Below are 16,134 nucleotides of genomic sequence, written 5' to 3'. Positions count from 1 at the left end.
CTTTCGCGGGCATGGCGTCGGAACCTTGCTGGAGCGCCGCGCGTGCCGGCGCTCCTTTCTTCACGGGCAAGGCGACGCCTCGAACCCATTCTCGAAAATCCGGTCCGCATCCGGCTGGCGCTCGAACGCGCCGACGTCGGCGGCGCTGCCGGAAACCCGCGCATACGGCGCCAGGCGCTGATCGGAATCGAGCCCCGACAGGTTGCTGCCGGCATCGACCGCCGGGCTGCATGCGGCCAGCGCGTGCGTCGCCGTGGTGCCGCCGTTGTTGGCGAGCGGCAGCAGCAGCGGATCGGCGATCAGGGTGTCGTTGGGCAATGTGACGCTGCCGGACGCGTCGACGATCAGGTTGTGTTCGCCGATGACGGTCAATGTGCCGCTGGCGCCGAGCGGAAGGCTGACGTCGGCACCAGCCGGGGCGTCGTTGTCGGCGACGATCGTGCTGACCGCCTTGGACTGCGCGCCGACCGCGGCGATCAGGCCGCCGCCGCGGCCCGGCGCGCGGTTGAACGCGATGGTCGAGTTGTAGGCGACGACGCTGCCGGTCGCCGCGGCCACGCCGCCACCGTCGCCATCGCCGCCGCCGGCCGTGTTGCCGGACACGGTGCTGGCGCTGAGGGTGATGTCGCAGTTCGTGACGGAGCCCTGGCAGATCGTCGCCAGGCCGCCGCCGCGCACCGTGCTGCCGTTGCCGGTGACGACGGCGGTGTTGGCGCTGACCGTGCTGTAGGCCGCCTGGATCGGACCGAAGGCATCCACGCCGCCGCCGCGGCTGCCGGCGTCGACGCCGTTCGAGCGTGCCGTGTTGCCGGCGATCGTGCTGGCGTGGAGTTCGATCGGCACGGTGACGCTGAGGCTGGCGACACCGCCCGCGATGCCGCCGCCGTAGCTCTTGCCGGCGACCGATTGCGCGAGGTTGTCGCGCACCGTGCTGCGGGTCGCGACCACGGCAATGAGCGTGTGCACGCCGCCGCCGCCGGCGTTGCCGTTGGCCGCGATGGCCTGGTTGCCGGAGACCAGGGCATCGGTGAGCGCAAGCGTCGAACCGGGTGCGGCGAAGAGTCCGCCGCCGCCGGCGGTGAATTCGCCGGTTGGCTGTGCGACGGTCGAGCGCGCGATGTTGGCGGAGACGACGCAGCCGTCGTCGACGAGGATCTGCGCGTTGCCGGCGACGAGGCCGCCGCCTTCCGCGGTCGCGCCTTCGGCGAGGTTGCCCGAGATGCGGCCGCCGTGCACGGCGAGCTGTCCGAGGTTGCTGCTCGACGAGCCGAGCACGACGCCGCCGCCGGCGATACCCGTGTCGGTGGTCGAGATCGCCCGGTTGTCTTCCATGACGCTGTTCTGGAGCAGCGTCGTCGTCGCTGCTCCGGCGACGACGAAGCCGGCGCCGATGGCGATGCCGTTGTCGGCGTAGGCGTGGTTGCCGTCCACGCGGCTGTCGACGAGGGTGAGTTCGCCGCCGTCGTTGAGCATCGCGATGCCGGCGCCGTAGGCGTTGCGCAGGCCATGCGCGGTGTTGCCGCTGACGCGGCTGGAGACGAGCGTGACTGCGCCGCCCCCGGTTGCCAGGATGCCGCCGCCGACGGCGTTGTCGTTGCCGTCGCCGGCGATGCAGCCGCTGACGGTGACGCGGGTCAGGGTGGTGTCGGCATTGGCGACGGCCAGGCATCCGCCGGCGTCGCCGCTGCGGCCGTTGACCAGGGCGAGATCGCTGATTTCGATCGCGGCGGCGCTGTAGAGCACGCGGTCGGCTGCATTGCCGTCGATGGCGAGCCGGTCGGCGCCGGGGCCGCTCAGGCTGATCGCATGGCTGTTGACGAGCATGCCGCTGGTCAGCGTGATCGTGCTGCAGGTGAGCTGGGAAAGGTCGATGCCGTCGCCGTCGGTGGCGAGGCTCAGCGCCCAGCGCAGGCTGCCGGTGCCGTCGTCGTCGCAGTTGGCGACGGTGATGGTGCTGGCCGGGCGCGTGGAGGCGTTCCGCGGCTGCGCCGGGACCGGGCGCGCGGCCGCGAGGCCGAGGATCGCGTGCGCGTCGGGCAGCTTCGGCGCGCGCGGCGCGTCCGCGTACGCGACGGCGGTGGCGCCGAACGTCGCGAGAATCGCGGCGGCGAGCGCGCTGCGGCGCGTGGTGCGTGCGGAACCGGAGCGGGGCGCGTGCATGGTCGTTCCTCTCGTGATCGATGCCTGGTGCAGGCCGATACGCAAGAACGGGACGAAAACCCGAAGGGGCGGACGTACAGCTCGGCAGGCGTCGCGAGGGTCGCTCGGGCCGGCTCGTCGAAGGCAAGCTCCGAAGCGACCGCGTGAGGCGCTCGCGATCGACGCGAGTCGCCTGCGTTCCATGAGAACGCGAAAAGCCGCCGGCGACGCGCGCGCCTGCGCGCTGCGCATCGCCGGCGGTTGGGGAAACCCGTCAGCCGTCGAAGCCGTCCTCGAACAGGCGGTCGGTCACGCTCGGACAGGGCGTCACGATCACGTCCGAGGACAGCGCGAAGCCCGGGGTGGCCGAACCGATGTGCACCTGGTTGGCGTTGTTCATCGCCGGCCACGCATCCATCGAGCCGCCCCAGAAGCCGCCGAACGGAGCTTCGGTGCCCTGCACGGCGAGCACCTGCGCGCTGGCGTCGGCGTGGCGGATGAAGGCGGTGCCGCGTTCGTTGCCGTCCTGCATGACGCGGCTGGTCCACAGCACCAGGTCGCCGTTGTCGGCCAGCGCGCGCATCGGATTGCGCGAGTAGGCCAGCACCTGCGCGGTGCCGCCGTCGATCTCGTCGCCGGGCGCGAGGGCGCGTCGCCACGAAGCCGGCTTGCCGGCCACCCAGATCGCTTCCGGCCCGCCGCTGGTATTGGCGAAGAACGCGATCTCGCCGGCGTTGTTGAGGATCGGCGCCTGGAAATCGGCGTAGGTGCCGCCGCCCGGCGCATCGTCGCCGGCCTTCACCAGCCATTCGTGCTGGCCTTCGGTGCTGAGGAACAGGCCGCCGGCGGAGACGCCGCCGTCGACGTAGCCGCGGAACGCGATCTGGCCTTTCTGGTTCAGGCTCGGCGCCGGACCGCCGGCGATCGAGGTGCCGTCCTGGTAGCCCCACAGTTCGGTGGCGATCGCGGTGAAGGTGCCGCCGTCCGGCGCCGGGTCGCCGGCGGCGACGTACTTGGTCACCTTGCCGTTCCGCCACAGCAGGATGTCGGCGAAGTCGCTGCCGTGAGTAACCGCGAGGAACGCGACCGTGCCGGCGTTGTTGAGGCTGCCCGGGCCGAGCATGCTGATCGAGCCGCCGAGCGGCGAGGGGTCGCCGACCGCGGCGACCTTGACGATCGAGGCCTCGGCGGCGCGATACAGGAACAGGCCGCGCGGCGCGCTGCCGCCGACCACGTCGGCGAGGAACAGCACGTCGCCGCCGTCGTTGATGTCCGGCGCGGCGAAGGTGTCGCGGAAGAAGCCGCCGAACGTTCCGCCGATCGGGGTCGGATCGCCGCAGGTCCCGGTCGAGCCATAGCCGCCGTCCGCGCCGCAGCCGAGCGCGACGATGTGCAGGCCCTGCGCATCGGCGGTGAAGGTGCCCTGGTTGCGGTCCGCGTCATCGACCTTGGCGGTGAACGCGATGTGGCCGCCGGCGTTGATCGTCGCCGGGCGCATGAAGGCGATCGGGTTCAGCGTGCCGGCCTCGCCGTCCGGCAATGTCTGGCCGTGCCAGGCGACGGCGGTCGCACCGCAGACGTCGGCGTCGGCCGGGGCGGGCGCCGTCCACGCGGTGGATTGCCATGCCGGCACGGCCTGGGTTCTCGTCACCCGCCGGCCGTCGATCGTGCGATCGGTGACGACGGCGCCGCCCTCGCCATGGGAGCGGATCGCCTGCGCGTGGAGGCTGCCCGCGGCGAGGGCGGCGAGCAGGAACAGGGAAAGCTTGGGAACGTGCGTGATCATGGATGACGTGTCCTGTTGCAGAAAGTGAAGATCGCCCCGCGCCGCGAAAGCCCGCGATCCGCGTGGCCCGCCGACTATTCCACGCGACCGCCGCGCGGCGCGTTTGCGCGGCATTGCCGTTGCCTTTCCGCCGTGTTTCCTTCGTGCTCGGGGCGCGTTTGCGGGGCTGCAAACGCGGCGGTCCGCCTCGCCGCCGGGCGGGCCGGGACTTGCAATTCTCCGCGGCGGCAGCATCCTGCACGCCCGTCGCGGCGCCGTCCGGGGCGCCGCCCAGATCCGATGGAAGCACGTATGCCGATCTACGAATTCGAGTGCCAGGCCTGCGCAGCGGTGTTCGATCGCCTGCAGAAGATTTCCGACCCCGACCCGGTCGAGTGCCCCGAATGCGGCCAGCCGCGTGTCCGTCGCCGCCTGACCGCGCCGGCCTTCCGCCTCGCCGGCAGCGGCTGGTACGAGACCGATTTCAAGAAGGAAGGCGACGCCAAGCGCAACCTCGCCGCGAAGGACGACGTGCCGGCTCCGGCCAAGAGCGAGCCGGCCGGGACGCCGAAGGCCGACAAGCCAGCCGCGAAGGATGCGGCCAAGCCGGGCGGCTCCGGCGACGCGTGAGCGCGCCGTCCAGATGCCATCCGTTCATACGGATGCTCTAGACTTGCGGCGCTTTCCAACATCGAAAAGGGGAGAATCGCAATGCGCAAACTGCTCTGCGGAATTTTCGGCGCGGCGCTCACGCTCGCGGCCGGTTCGGTCGTCGCGCAGGACGCCTCGCACGTCGCCGCCGTCGTCGGCGCGGCCGGCGCCGCCCAGTACGGCGACTGGCGTCCGGGGCCGGGCTGGGATCGCGACATCGAAGTGCGTTGCGGAAGCAACGAGTTCCGCTACAACTTCTGCCAGGTGGACACCGGCCGCGGCAGCCGCGTCGTCGTCGCGAAGGGCATTTCCAAGACCTTCTGCGAGGAAGGCCGCAACTGGGGCTGGAATCGCGCCGGCATCTGGGTCGACGGCGGCTGCGAGGCGGTGTTCCGCGTGCAGCGCCGCTGGAGCGGTGACGACGGCGGCAACAGCGGCGGCTGGCGCCCGGGTCCGGGTTGGGACCAGGCGATCTCCCTGCGCTGCGAGAGTCCGGACTACAAGTACCGCATGTGCCGCGTGGACACCGGCAACGGCAGCGACGTGCGCGTGCGCCGCCAGATCTCCAAGACGCGCTGCGTCGAAGGCCGCAACTGGGGCTGGAACCGCGCCGGCGTGTGGGTCGACGGCGGTTGTGCCGCCGAGTTCACCGTCAATCGCCGTTGGAGATGAGATCCCGGCGCGATCGCCGGTAATCGCCGCCACCGCGAACGCATAGGTTCGCGGCGGCGGTGGAGCGACGCGGCCGTGGGGTGTCCATGGCCGCGCTCGCCGAGCGGCGCCCCCGCGCGCCGACATTGCAGCGCAACAACTTCCTCCGTAGCATTCCGCGCTTCCTTCGCGCCCGACGGCGCCCAGCGGATTGGCATGCGTACACACTATTGCGGTCTCGTCGACGAGGCCTTGCTCGACCAGGATGTCGTTCTGTGCGGCTGGGTCGACACCCGTCGCGACCACGGCGGCGTCGTCTTCATCGATCTGCGCGATCACGAGGGCGTGGTGCAGATCGTCGCCGATCCGGACGACGCGGAAGCGTTCCGCACCGCGAGCGAGGTCGGCTACGAGTACTGCCTGCGCGTTTCCGGCAAGGTGCGCCGCCGCGTCAGCGTCAACGAGCGCGTGCGCACCGGCCGCGTCGAGGTGCTCGCCGCGCGCATCGAGGTGCTCAACGCCGCGCGCGACCTGCCGTTCGTCCTGCACGAGACCACCAACGAGGATCTCGCGCTGAAGTACCGCTATCTGGACCTGCGCCGCCCGCACATGCAGCGCGCGATGCGCCTGCGCACGAAGCTGGTCGCCGCGCTGCGCCGCCACCTCGACGCACGCGGCTTCCAGGACATCGAGACGCCGATCCTGACCAAGGCCACGCCGGAAGGCGCGCGCGACTACCTCGTGCCGAGCCGCGTGCATGCGGGCGAGTTCTACGCGCTGCCGCAGTCGCCGCAGCTGTTCAAGCAGCTGCTGATGATGGCCGGCTTCGACCGCTACTACCAGATCGCGCGCTGCTTCCGCGACGAGGATCTTCGCGCCGACCGCCAGCCCGAATTCACCCAGCTCGACATGGAGTTCGCCTTCGTCGAGGAACGCGACGTGCAGGACGAGGTCGAGGCGATGATCCGCTCGATCTTCCACGACGTCGTCGGCGTGGAGCTGGCAGCGGAATTCCCGCGCATGACCTACGAGGAGGCCATGCGTCGCTACGGCTCGGACAAGCCGGACCTGCGCATCGCGCTCGAGCTGGTCGACGTCGCCGCCGCGGTGCGCGGTACGGAATTCAAGGTGTTCGCCGAGGCCGCCAATGATCCGGACGGGCGCGTCGCCGCGCTGCGCGTGCCGGGCGGCGCCGAACTCACGCGCAAGCAGATCGACGAACTGGGCGCGCACGCGGCCAAGTACGGCGCCAAGGGACTGGCCTGGATCCGCGTCGACGACCGCGCCAAGGGGCGCGAGGGCCTCAATTCGCCGATCGCCAAGTTCTTCGACGACACCACGCTCGACGCCGTGCTCGACGCCGTCGGCGCCGGCAGCGGCGACCTCGTGCTGTTCGGCGCGGGCGCCTACAAGACCGTGTCCGACTTCATGGGCGCGCTGCGCCTGAAGGTCGGCCGCGACCGCGGCCTGGTCGAGAACGCGTGGAAGCCGCTGTGGGTGGTCGACTTCCCGATGTTCGAATACGACGCCGACGCGCAGCGCTACGTCGCCCTGCATCATCCGTTCACCGCACCGAAGGTCGACGACGTCGCCGACCTCAAGGCGAACGCGAAGACCGCCGTTTCGCGCGGCTACGACATGGTGCTCAACGGCAACGAGATCGGCGGCGGCTCGATCCGCATCCATCGTCCGGAGATGCAGAGCGCGGTGTTCGATCTGCTGGGCATCGGCGCGGAGGAGGCGCAGGCGAAGTTCGGCTTCCTGCTCGAGGCGCTGAAGTTCGGCGCGCCGCCGCACGGCGGCATCGCCTTCGGCATCGACCGCATCGCCGCGCTGATGGCCGGCACCGACTCGATCCGCGACGTGATCGCGTTCCCGAAGACGACCAGCGCGCAGGACCTGATGACCGCCGCGCCGTCGGCGATCCCGGCCGCACAGCTGGCCGAGCTGCACGTGCGCGTGCTGGAGCCGGAACCGAAATGAAATCCGGCGGCCGCAGCGCGACGTCCGCGGCGCTGCGCTCGGCGCCGTCGGAGCGCGTGCGACGCGATCCGACCGCCGCGTCCGCGCCGCCGCGCGAACACGTGATCCTGCTGCACGGCATCTGGATGCGCGGCCTGACCCTGACCTACCTGTCGCGCCAGCTGCGCCGGGCCGGCTACTCGGTCGAGACGATGGACTACGCCAGCGTGTTCACCGGCTTCGAGCCGGCGGTCGAACAGCTGCGCGCGCGGCTGCGCGCCGTCGAGGCACCGGCCGTGCACCTGGTCGGGCACAGCCTCGGCGGACTGGTCGCGCTGGAGGCGACGCGCGGCGTGCGCGGCCTGCCGCGTGGCCGCGTCGTCGGCCTCGGCTCGCCATTGCGCGGCAGTGCGGTCGCGCGCGGCCTGGCCGCCGTGCCCGGCGGGCGCTGGCTGATGGGCCACAGCGTCGAGCCGCTGTTGGCGGGACTGGACGACTGGCGCGGCTCGCGCAAGGTCGGCGTGATCGCCGGCCGGCTGCCATTCGGCCTCGGCTTCGCGTTCGGCACCCTGAGCGCGCCGCACGACGGCACCGTGGCGGTGGCCGAAACGCAGCTGCCCGGCATCTCCGACCACTGCACGGTGTCGGCTTCGCACACCGGCATGCTGCTTTCGCACGAGGTCGCCGACCTGGTCGTCGAATTCCTGCGCCACGGCCGCTTCGAGCGATGAGCCGCGTGCCTCAGCCCTCAGCCCTCAGCCCTCAGCCCCCGATCCGCATCCTCGGCGTCGATCCCGGCAGCCAGCGCACCGGCGTGGGCATCATCGACGTCGACGCCACCGGCAAGTCCAGCCACGTTTTCCACACTGCGCTGAACCTGCTCGGCCACGAGCATTTCGCGCAGCGGCTGAAGCAGATCTTCGACGAACTCGGCGCCATCATCGCCGAGTACCAGCCGCAGGAAGCGGCGATCGAGCGCGTGTTCCTCGCGCGCAACCCCGATTCGGCGCTCAAGCTCGGCCAGGCGCGCGGTGCGGCGATCTGCGCGATCGTGCACGGCGGCCTGGGCGTGAGCGAGTACGCCGCGCGCGAGGTCAAGCAGGCCGTGGTCGGCACCGGCGCCGGCGACAAGACCCAGGTGCAGCATATGGTCGGAATCCTCCTGAGCCTGAAGGAACGCCTGCAGGCCGATGCCGCCGACGCGCTCGCGATCGCGCTGGCGCACGCGCACACGCGCGCCAGCGTGCAGCGCATCGGTTTCGACTTCGGCCAGGGCCGGCGCACGACGTGGAGGCGGCGCTGATGATCGGCCGTCTCAAGGGCGTCCTGGTCGCCAAGCAGCCGCCGTGGATCGTGGTCGACGTCGGCGGCGTCGGCTACGAGCTGGAAGCGCCGATGTCCACGTTTTTTGACTTGCCCGAACTGGGCGCCGTGGTGAACCTCTGCACGCACTACGCGGTGAAGGAGGACACGGTGGCGCTGTACGGTTTCCTGCGCGAGTCCGAGCGCGCGCTGTTCCGCAACCTGCAGAAGGTCAGCGGCGTCGGCGCGAAGATCTCGCTGGCGGTGCTGTCGGGAGCCAGCGTGGAGGAGTTCGCACGGCTGGTGCAGACCTCCGACGTCGCCGCGCTGACGCGCATTCCCGGCATCGGCAAGAAGACCGCGGAGCGCATGGTCGTCGAGCTGCGTGATCGCGTCGATGGTCTGGACGGCGGCCTGCCAGCGTCGAGCGCGGGGGCCGTGGCGCACGATCCGGTCGCCGAGGCCGGCGTCGCGCTGCAGGCGCTCGGCTACAAGCCGGCCGAGGTCACGCGCCTGGTGCGTGACGCCGCAGCGCCCGGCGACCGTGCCGAGGACATCATCCGCAAGGCGCTCAAGGCGGCGCTGCGCTGAACGCCAGTCGAGGATCCAGGCGATGAATCAGGACGAGAACCCGGGCGGTACGCAGGCGCGCATCAAGGCGCTCGTGCTCGGTGCGATCGGCGTCGTCTATGGCGACATCGGCACCAGCCCTCTGTACACCATCAAGCAGACCTTCGGCGTGCACGGCGCGACGCCGACCGAGCCGAACGTGCTCGGCGTGCTGTCGCTGGTGTTCTGGTCGCTGATCCTGGTGGTGTCGGTGAAGTACGCCGGCTTCATCATGCGCGCCGACAACAAGGGCGAGGGCGGCATCATGGCGCTGACCGCGCTGGCCCAGCGCAGCGTGCGTTCGAGCCAGCGCGGACGCTGGTGGATCGTCATGCTCGGCCTGTTCGGCGCGGCGTTGTTCTTCGGCGACGGCGTGATCACGCCGGCGATCTCGGTGCTCGGCGCGGTCGAGGGCCTGGAGGTGATGGCGCCGGGCCTGCACCGCTTCATCGTACCGATCTCGGCGGTCATCATCGTGCTGCTGTTCGCGTTCCAGAACCGCGGCACCGGCAAGGTCGGCGCGGTGTTCGCGCCGATCATGATCGTGTGGTTCCTGACCCTGGCGGTGCTCGGCATCTGGCACATTTCCGAGAACCCGGCGGTGCTGCGCGCGCTGTCGCCGCACTACGCGATCGCGTTCTTCGTGCACGAGAAGTGGGTGGCGTTCTTCACGCTCGGCTCGGTCATCCTCGCCATCACCGGCGCCGAGGCGCTGTACGCGGACATGGGCCACTTCGGCAAGAAGCCGATCCGCTACTCGTGGTTCGGCTTCGTGCTGCCGGCGCTGGTGCTGAACTATTTCGGCCAGGGCGCCCTGCTGATCGCCGACCCCAAGGCGGCCGAGAATCCGCTCTACCTGATGGTGCCGCAGATGCTGCTGGTGCCGATGCTGGTGCTGGCGACCGCGGCTGCGGTGATCGCCTCGCAGGCGGTCATCTCCGGCGCGTTCTCGGTCACGCGCGAAGCGATCCAGCTCGGCTTCCTGCCGCGCATGCGCGTGCGCCACACCTCGCGCGAGCAGATGGGCCAGATCTACCTGCCCTGGATCAACCGCATGTTGCTGGTGCTGACCCTGGCGGTGGTGCTCGGCTTCCGTTCGTCGGACAACCTCGGCGCGGCTTACGGCATCGCCGTGGTCGGCACGATGACCATCGATTCGATCCTGGTCATGATCGTGTTCCGCCGGCTGTGGAACTGGAGCCGAGCCAAGGTGCTGGCGATCGGCCTGGGCTTCCTCGCCGTCGACCTGGCCTTCCTCGCCGCCAACGCGGACAAGGTCGAGCACGGCGGCTGGTTCCCGCTGGTGCTGGGCGCGGCGATCTTCACGATGATGGCGACCTGGCGGCGCGGCAAGGAGCTGGTCGTGCGCGAGGTCCGGCAGAGCGGGCTGGCGCTGGAGCCTTTCATCGCCTCGATCGTCGCGCATCCGCCGCTGCGCGTGCCGGGCACGGCGGTGTTCCTGACCTCGAACCCGGGCGGCGTGCCGAACGCGATGCTGCACAATCTCAAGCACAACAAGGTGCTGCACGAGCGCAACGTGATCCTGACCGTGGAGACGGTCGACACCCCGGTGGCCGAGGCGGACGAGCGCATCGAGGTCGAGGCACTCGAGGACAGCTTCTTCAAGCTGACCCTGCGCTTCGGCTTCGCCGAAGACCCCGACGTGCCGCAGACGCTGCTCGCCGTGCGCGAATGCGGCCTGCCGTTCGACCTGATGGACACGACGTTCTTCCTCAGTCGCGAGAGCATCGTCGCCACCGACCGTCCGGGCATGGCCCTGTGGCGCGACCGCCTCTTCATGTTCATGCAGCGCAATGCGATGCCGGCGACCGCGTTCTTCCAGATTCCCGGCAACCGGCTGATCGAGTTGGGGACGCAGGTGGAGATTTGACGAAGAGGGCTGAGGGCACAGGGCCGAGGGCTGGAAGGCAAGGAGCGTGACCGTTCATTCGCCGTACGGCTTCGCCCGCATCCGTTCGCATCAAAACCCGCATAATTGCGCAGCTCTCAGCTCTCAGCTCTCAGCCCTCAGCCCTCGAATCAATGACCGACCGCCTGACCTCGGCCAATGCGAACCGCGAGGACGACCTCGTCGAGGCGACGATCCGTCCGCAGCGGCTGACCGAATACCTCGGGCAGCCGACCGTGCGCGAGCAGCTGGGCATCTACATCGAGGCGGCGAAGCGCCGCGGCGAGGCGCTCGACCACGTGCTGATCTTCGGTCCGCCGGGCCTGGGCAAGACCACGCTGTCGCACGTGATCGCCAACGAGCTTGGCGTGAACTTGCGTTCGACGTCGGGACCGGTGCTCGAGCGGCCCGGCGACCTCGCCGCGCTGCTGACCAATCTGCAGCCGCGCGACGTGCTGTTCGTCGACGAGATCCACCGCCTCTCGCCGATCGTCGAGGAAGTGCTGTATCCGGCGCTGGAGGACTTCCAGATCGACATCATGATCGGCGAAGGCCCGGCCGCGCGCTCGATCAAGCTCGACCTGCCGCCGTTCACCCTGATCGGCGCGACCACGCGCGCCGGCCTGCTGACCGCGCCGCTGCGCGACCGCTTCGGCATCGTGCAGCGGCTGGAGTTCTACAGCGCGCTCGAACTCACGGCGATCGTGCGCAGGGCGGCGAAGATCCTCGGCATCGCCTGCGACGCCGACGGCGCCGTCGAGATCGCCCGGCGCGCGCGCGGCACGCCGCGCATCGCCAACCGCCTGCTGCGCCGCGTGCGCGACTTCGCCGAGGTCCGCGCCGGCGGCACGATCACCGCGGCCGCCGCCGGCGACGCGCTGGAGATGCTCAAGGTCGACGCCGAAGGCTTCGACGCGCTGGACCGGCGCCTGCTGACCACCATCATCGAGAACTTCGACGGCGGGCCGGTCGGCGTCGAGTCCCTGGCCGCGGCGATCAGCGAGGAGCGCGGCACGATCGAGGACGTGCTCGAACCGTTCCTGATCCAGCAGGGCTTCCTCGTGCGCACCGCGCGCGGACGCATGGTCACCGGCAAGTGCTGGCGGCATTTCGGGCTGGTGCCGCCCCGGCGCACGACGGCCGACGACCTGTTCGACGCCGGGCCGGGAAGCTAGCCAATGAGCGACCCCTGCGTGCCTCCGGCTGCCGAGTCCCCGTTTTCCATTCCCGTCAGAATCTACTGGGAAGACACCGACGCCGGCGGCGTCGTCTATCATGCGCGCTATCTGCATTTCCTCGAGCGGGCGCGCACCGAGTGGCTGCGGGCCGGCGGCTTCGGCCAGCAGCAGCTGCGCGAGGAGTTCGGCGTCGTCTTCGTCGTGCATCGCATGGAGCTGGACTTCAACGCGCCGGCGCGGCTGGACGATCTGCTGATCGCCACGGTCGAGCCGGTGGAGCGGCGCAGCGCCAGCTTCGTCGTGCGCCAGGCCCTGCGCCGCGAACCCGAACCGAAACCGTTGGTCGAAGCGCGTGTGCGCATCGCCTGCGTCGATGCGGAGCGTTTCCGGCCGCGCCCGATTCCGGACCATCTGCTTCAAGAGATCGCCAAACGATGAATACAGAACTCAACGTGCTCGCCCTGGTCCTCGGCGCCAGCCTGCCGGTCAAGCTGGTGCTCGGCATCCTGATCGCGTTCTCGATCGCCTCGTGGTTCATCATCTTCCGCAAGAAGGCGATGATCGACCGCGCCAACGCCAGCGCGGACGAGTTCGAGGAACGCTTCTGGTCCGGCGCCGACCTGGCCGGGCTGTTCAAGGAGATCACCAGCGGCAGCGAGCGCGTCACCGGCAGCGCGGCGATCTTCGAGGCCGGCTTCCGCGAATTCGCGCGCCTGCGCCAGCGCCGCGCGGTCGATTCGCGCGCGCTGCTGGAAGGCGCGCAGCGCGCGATGCGCGTCTCCTCCACGCGCGAAATCGATCGCCTCGAGCAAAGCCTCGAATTCCTCGCCAACGTCGGCTCGATCAGCCCCTACGTCGGCCTGTTCGGCACCGTCTGGGGCATCATGATCGCGTTCCAGGGCCTGGCCAACGTGAAGGAGGCGACCATCGCGATGGTCGCGCCGGGCATCTCCGAGGCGCTGATCGCGACCGCGATGGGTCTGTTCGCGGCGATTCCCGCGGTGTGGGCCTACAACCGCTATTCGACCAAGCTCGAGCGCGTGAACCTGCGCTACGACACCTTCGTCGAGGAGTTCTCCTCGATCCTGGCCCGCCAGGCGCACCTCGAAGACGCGCCGTGAACCCCGCGCCGGACCGGATCGCGTTGGAGTAATCCGCCATGCAGAGCTACGGAAGAAACCGCAAGCGCCGCAAGCTGAAGGCCGAGATCAACGTCGTGCCCTACATCGACGTGATGCTCGTGCTGCTGATCATCTTCATGGTCACCGCGCCGCTGCTGAACCTCGGCGTCGACATCCAGCTGCCGCAGTCGGCGGCGAAGTCGATCCAGAACGACAAGGAACCGGTCGTCGTCAGCGTCGACCAGGAAGGCAAGCTGTTCCTGACCCTGGGCAAGGAGCAGCGCGAGCCGATCGAGGCCGATGCGCTGGTCAACAAAATTTCAGCTTTCGTTCGTGAGAATCCGCAGGTCCCCGTGATGGTCGCCGGCGACCAGCGCGCGGATTACGGAAAGATCTACCAGGCGATGGTGTTGTTGCAGTCGGCCCACGTGCCGAAGGTCGGCTTGATGAGCCAGCCGGTGCAGGCGGAAGGAGCGCGCTGACCGGATGGAGAGCGCGCACCAGATCGAAAGCTTCGGCGACAAGGCGCGGGCGTTCGGATTTGCGATCGGTCTGCACCTGCTCGTGGTGCTCGGCCTGCTGATCGGGCTGTGGTGGACGCACACGAGCAAGCCGGTCGTGATGCCCGGGCCGGTGATCGAGGCGACCCTGGTCGGACCGACCGCGGCGCCGAAGTCCGGCGCGCGCCGGCCGACGCCGCCCAAACCGGTGCCGGAACCGCCCAAGCCGGAGCCGGCGGCGGCGCAGCCGGAGCCGCCCAGGCCCGAACCGCCTGCGCCCAAGCCGCAGAAGGAAACGCCGGCCCCGGTGCAGAAGCAGGACCTGGTGGACCAGCAGAAGATCGCCGCCTTGGCCGAGCAGAAGGCCGAGGAGCAGAAGAAGGAACAAGAGGAAAAGCAGCGTCAACGGCAGATCGAGCTCGAGCAGGAAGAGAAAGAAAAGAAGCTCAGGGAAGAAAAGCTCAAGCAGCTCGCCGATCTGAAAAAGCAGCGCGAGGCGGCCGAGAAGGCGCTGAAGCAGGAGCGGACCAAATTGGCGAAGCTGGAGAACAGCAATCGTGCCGCGGCGGAAAACCTTCCGGCGCAGCCGGAGGCCGAGCACGAGGCGCCGCAGGCGCAGACCGGAGCCGGCGGCCAGGACAACGATCTGGCGGCGCGCTACGCGGCGGCGATCCAGGCGGCGGTCACGCAGAGCTGGAACCGCCCCGACAGCGCCTCGGCGGGTCTGCGCTGCACGCTCAACATCGTGCAGATTCCCGGAGGCGACGTGATTTCTGTGACGGTCGGCTCGCCCTGCAATGCCGACCAGCCGACGCGCAATTCGATCGAGCAGGCGGTCATGAAGGCAGCGCCGCTGCCGTACCAGGGCTACGAGAAAGTGTTCCAGCGCGCGGTCCAGTTCAACTTCAGATACGACGGATGATCCCGATGACAAAGCGGAATGGGTGGTTGGCTCGAATCGTCTTGCTGCTGGCCGGTGTGGCGCTCGGCACGAGCGTTTACGCGCAGAGCGGCGGCCTGACGGTCGACATCACGAACGGCAACGCCTCGGCCCTGCCGGTCGCCGTCGTTCCGTTCGGCTTCGAGGGCGCCAGCGTGCCGCCGGAGTCCAATCCCGGCGAGATCGTGCGCGCCGACCTCGCCCGCTCGGGCCAGTTCCGCACCTTGCCGAAGAACGACATCGTCGAGTTCCCGACGCGCCAGGCCGAGGTCAAGTTCGCCACCTGGCGCCTGCTCAAGCAGGACTACCTGGTGATCGGGCGCATGACCGACGGCGGCGACGGCGGCCTGCGCGTGGAGTGGGAGCTGCTGGACGTGGCCAAGCAGCAGAAGCTCGCCGAAGGCGCGATCAGCGGCCAGCGCACCGGCCTGCGTGACATCGCGCACCAGGTCGCCGACGCCATCTACGAGAAGATCCTCGGCGTGCGCGGCGCATTCTGGACGCGCATCGCCTACATCACCGCGACCGGCTCGGCGCCGAACTACCAGTACGCGCTGATGGTCGCCGATTCGGACGGCTACAACCCGCAGGTGGTGGTGCGCTCGCGCGAATCGCTGCTGTCGCCGACCTGGTCGCCGGACGGCCGCAAGATCGCCTACGTCTCGTTCGAGAGCGGCAATTCCAGCGTCTACGTGCAGGACCTGGGCACCGGCTCGCGCCAGGTCGTTTCCAACAGCAAGGGCATCAACAGCGCGCCGGCGTTCTCGCCGGACGGTTCGCGCCTGGCGCTGTCGCTGTCGAAGGGGGGCAATCCGGACATCTACGTGATGGACCTGGGCAGCCGCCAGACCACGCAGGTCACCCGCCATTTCGCGATCGACACCGAGCCGACCTGGGCGCCGGACGGGCAGACCCTGTACTTCACCTCGGACCGCTCCGGCAAGCCGCAGATCTACCAGGTTTCGCCCGGCGGCGGGGAGCCGGCCCGGGTCACGTTCGAAGGCCAGTACAACGCCAGCCCGACCGTCGTGGAGGCCAAGGGCCTCAAGCTCGCAATGGTGCAGGGCAGCGGAAACGTGTATCGTATTGCGGTCCTCGACCGGACGACCAACCAGTACAACCTGGTGTCGCCGGGCAGCCAAGATGAAGCCCCGAGTTTCGCTCCCAACGGAAGCATGCTGCTGTATGCCGCCAGCGAAGGTTCACGCGGCGTGCTGTATGCGGTGTCGGCCGACGGGCGCGTGCGTCAGCGCCTCGGGCTTGCCGAAGGTGACGTGCGCGAGCCGTCCTGGGGTCCGTTCCGCCAGCGCTGACTCTTGCAATGCGTGAAGAATCGTGGCCGGTGACGAACCGGCTGCGAGCGATTCGAAGAAAATGATCCTACTGTCCTGTCCTGTCACTCCTGCC

The 16,134-nt window shown here is 69.5% G+C and carries 15 protein-coding genes; 13 read left to right on the top strand and 2 right to left on the bottom strand.

Features of this window, described 5'->3' with window-relative positions; genetic code table 11:
* Positions 1 to 60: 60 nt before the first annotated feature.
* The gene (locus ACFO6Q_RS03660) at positions 61 to 2,160 is read right to left on the bottom strand and encodes a choice-of-anchor Q domain-containing protein (protein WP_380019162.1); all 2,100 of its coding nucleotides are present in this window, start codon (positions 2,158 to 2,160) and stop codon (positions 61 to 63) included.
* A 253-nt stretch (positions 2,161 to 2,413) separates the two neighbouring features.
* The gene (locus ACFO6Q_RS03655) at positions 2,414 to 3,925 is read right to left on the bottom strand and encodes a DUF7453 family protein (protein WP_380019161.1); all 1,512 of its coding nucleotides are present in this window, start codon (positions 3,923 to 3,925) and stop codon (positions 2,414 to 2,416) included.
* 291 nt (positions 3,926 to 4,216) lie between these two features.
* Here ACFO6Q_RS03655 and ACFO6Q_RS03650 point away from each other — a divergent pair, with 291 nt between their 5' ends.
* From ACFO6Q_RS03650 to tolB, 13 genes are all read left to right on the top strand, one after another.
* Positions 4,217 to 4,534 carry an FmdB family zinc ribbon protein gene (locus tag ACFO6Q_RS03650; RefSeq protein ID WP_380019160.1) on the top strand — a complete coding sequence of 106 codons (318 nt, stop codon included), beginning with the start codon at positions 4,217 to 4,219 and terminating at the stop codon, positions 4,532 to 4,534.
* 81 nt (positions 4,535 to 4,615) lie between these two features.
* On the top strand, positions 4,616 to 5,227 hold the full coding sequence (locus ACFO6Q_RS03645; protein ID WP_380019159.1) for a DUF3011 domain-containing protein: 612 nt from the start codon (positions 4,616 to 4,618) through the stop codon (positions 5,225 to 5,227).
* A 195-nt stretch (positions 5,228 to 5,422) separates the two neighbouring features.
* Positions 5,423 to 7,189 carry an aspartate--tRNA ligase gene (gene aspS / locus ACFO6Q_RS03640; RefSeq protein ID WP_380019158.1) on the top strand — a complete coding sequence of 589 codons (1,767 nt, stop codon included), beginning with the start codon at positions 5,423 to 5,425 and terminating at the stop codon, positions 7,187 to 7,189.
* On the top strand, positions 7,186 to 7,899 hold the full coding sequence (locus ACFO6Q_RS03635) for an esterase/lipase family protein (RefSeq protein WP_380019157.1): 714 nt from the start codon (positions 7,186 to 7,188) through the stop codon (positions 7,897 to 7,899). The genes aspS and ACFO6Q_RS03635 overlap by 4 nt, the downstream gene beginning before the upstream one ends.
* Positions 7,896 to 8,471, top strand: a complete 576-nt coding sequence (gene ruvC, locus ACFO6Q_RS03630; RefSeq protein ID WP_380019156.1) for a crossover junction endodeoxyribonuclease RuvC — start codon at positions 7,896 to 7,898, stop codon at positions 8,469 to 8,471. Before ACFO6Q_RS03635 ends, ruvC begins: the two co-directional genes overlap by 4 nt.
* The gene (ruvA, locus tag ACFO6Q_RS03625) at positions 8,471 to 9,061 is read left to right on the top strand and encodes a Holliday junction branch migration protein RuvA (protein WP_380019155.1); all 591 of its coding nucleotides are present in this window, start codon (positions 8,471 to 8,473) and stop codon (positions 9,059 to 9,061) included. Before ruvC ends, ruvA begins: the two co-directional genes overlap by 1 nt.
* Before the next feature lie 22 nt (positions 9,062 to 9,083).
* On the top strand, positions 9,084 to 10,970 hold the full coding sequence (locus ACFO6Q_RS03620) for a potassium transporter Kup (RefSeq protein WP_380019154.1): 1,887 nt from the start codon (positions 9,084 to 9,086) through the stop codon (positions 10,968 to 10,970).
* A 152-nt stretch (positions 10,971 to 11,122) separates the two neighbouring features.
* A complete protein-coding gene (gene ruvB, locus ACFO6Q_RS03615; RefSeq protein WP_380019153.1) occupies positions 11,123 to 12,163 on the top strand; it encodes a Holliday junction branch migration DNA helicase RuvB in 1,041 nt (346 codons plus the stop codon).
* Between the two features lie 3 nt (positions 12,164 to 12,166).
* Positions 12,167 to 12,604 (top strand): tol-pal system-associated acyl-CoA thioesterase, encoded by a 438-nt coding sequence (ybgC, locus tag ACFO6Q_RS03610; RefSeq protein ID WP_380019152.1) that lies wholly within the window; start codon positions 12,167 to 12,169, stop codon positions 12,602 to 12,604.
* Positions 12,601 to 13,287: a protein TolQ gene (tolQ, locus tag ACFO6Q_RS03605; RefSeq protein WP_380019151.1), complete on the top strand. Its 687-nt coding sequence runs from the start codon at positions 12,601 to 12,603 to the stop codon at positions 13,285 to 13,287. Before ybgC ends, tolQ begins: the two co-directional genes overlap by 4 nt.
* A gap of 38 nt (positions 13,288 to 13,325) precedes the next feature.
* Positions 13,326 to 13,769: a protein TolR gene (gene tolR / locus ACFO6Q_RS03600; protein WP_380019150.1), complete on the top strand. Its 444-nt coding sequence runs from the start codon at positions 13,326 to 13,328 to the stop codon at positions 13,767 to 13,769.
* Between the two features lie 4 nt (positions 13,770 to 13,773).
* The gene (gene tolA, locus ACFO6Q_RS03595) at positions 13,774 to 14,709 is read left to right on the top strand and encodes a cell envelope integrity protein TolA (protein ID WP_380019149.1); all 936 of its coding nucleotides are present in this window, start codon (positions 13,774 to 13,776) and stop codon (positions 14,707 to 14,709) included.
* Between the two features lie 5 nt (positions 14,710 to 14,714).
* Complete coding sequence (gene tolB / locus ACFO6Q_RS03590) at positions 14,715 to 16,040, top strand: Tol-Pal system beta propeller repeat protein TolB (protein ID WP_380019148.1); 1,326 nt, start codon at positions 14,715 to 14,717, stop codon at positions 16,038 to 16,040.
* Positions 16,041 to 16,134 lie beyond the last annotated feature (94 nt).

Source organism: Dokdonella ginsengisoli, from assembly GCF_042652785.1.
Classification (GTDB): Bacteria; Pseudomonadota; Gammaproteobacteria; order Xanthomonadales; family Rhodanobacteraceae; genus Dokdonella_A; species Dokdonella_A ginsengisoli.
Note: the sequence above shows the minus strand (reverse complement) of the source record. Positions and strands in the feature narration are given on the sequence as shown.

Excerpts from the sequence above, each read along its gene's own strand:
- tolQ (WP_380019151.1), top strand. The coding sequence starts at position 12,601 with ATGAATACAGAACTCAACGTGCTCGCCCTGGTCCTCGGCGCCAGCCTG.
- ACFO6Q_RS03650 (WP_380019160.1), top strand. The coding sequence starts at position 4,217 with ATGCCGATCTACGAATTCGAGTGCCAGGCCTGCGCAGCGGTGTTCGAT.
- ACFO6Q_RS03660 (WP_380019162.1), bottom strand. The coding sequence starts at position 2,160 with ATGCACGCGCCCCGCTCCGGTTCCGCACGCACCACGCGCCGCAGCGCG.
- tolA (WP_380019149.1), top strand. The coding sequence starts at position 13,774 with ATGGAGAGCGCGCACCAGATCGAAAGCTTCGGCGACAAGGCGCGGGCG.
- ruvB (WP_380019153.1), top strand. The coding sequence starts at position 11,123 with ATGACCGACCGCCTGACCTCGGCCAATGCGAACCGCGAGGACGACCTC.
- ruvA (WP_380019155.1), top strand. The coding sequence starts at position 8,471 with ATGATCGGCCGTCTCAAGGGCGTCCTGGTCGCCAAGCAGCCGCCGTGG.
- ruvC (WP_380019156.1), top strand. The coding sequence starts at position 7,896 with ATGAGCCGCGTGCCTCAGCCCTCAGCCCTCAGCCCTCAGCCCCCGATC.
- ACFO6Q_RS03635 (WP_380019157.1), top strand. The coding sequence starts at position 7,186 with ATGAAATCCGGCGGCCGCAGCGCGACGTCCGCGGCGCTGCGCTCGGCG.
- tolB (WP_380019148.1), top strand. The coding sequence starts at position 14,715 with ATGACAAAGCGGAATGGGTGGTTGGCTCGAATCGTCTTGCTGCTGGCC.
- ACFO6Q_RS03620 (WP_380019154.1), top strand. The coding sequence starts at position 9,084 with ATGAATCAGGACGAGAACCCGGGCGGTACGCAGGCGCGCATCAAGGCG.
- aspS (WP_380019158.1), top strand. The coding sequence starts at position 5,423 with ATGCGTACACACTATTGCGGTCTCGTCGACGAGGCCTTGCTCGACCAG.
- tolR (WP_380019150.1), top strand. The coding sequence starts at position 13,326 with ATGCAGAGCTACGGAAGAAACCGCAAGCGCCGCAAGCTGAAGGCCGAG.
- ACFO6Q_RS03655 (WP_380019161.1), bottom strand. The coding sequence starts at position 3,925 with ATGATCACGCACGTTCCCAAGCTTTCCCTGTTCCTGCTCGCCGCCCTC.
- ACFO6Q_RS03645 (WP_380019159.1), top strand. The coding sequence starts at position 4,616 with ATGCGCAAACTGCTCTGCGGAATTTTCGGCGCGGCGCTCACGCTCGCG.
- ybgC (WP_380019152.1), top strand. The coding sequence starts at position 12,167 with ATGAGCGACCCCTGCGTGCCTCCGGCTGCCGAGTCCCCGTTTTCCATT.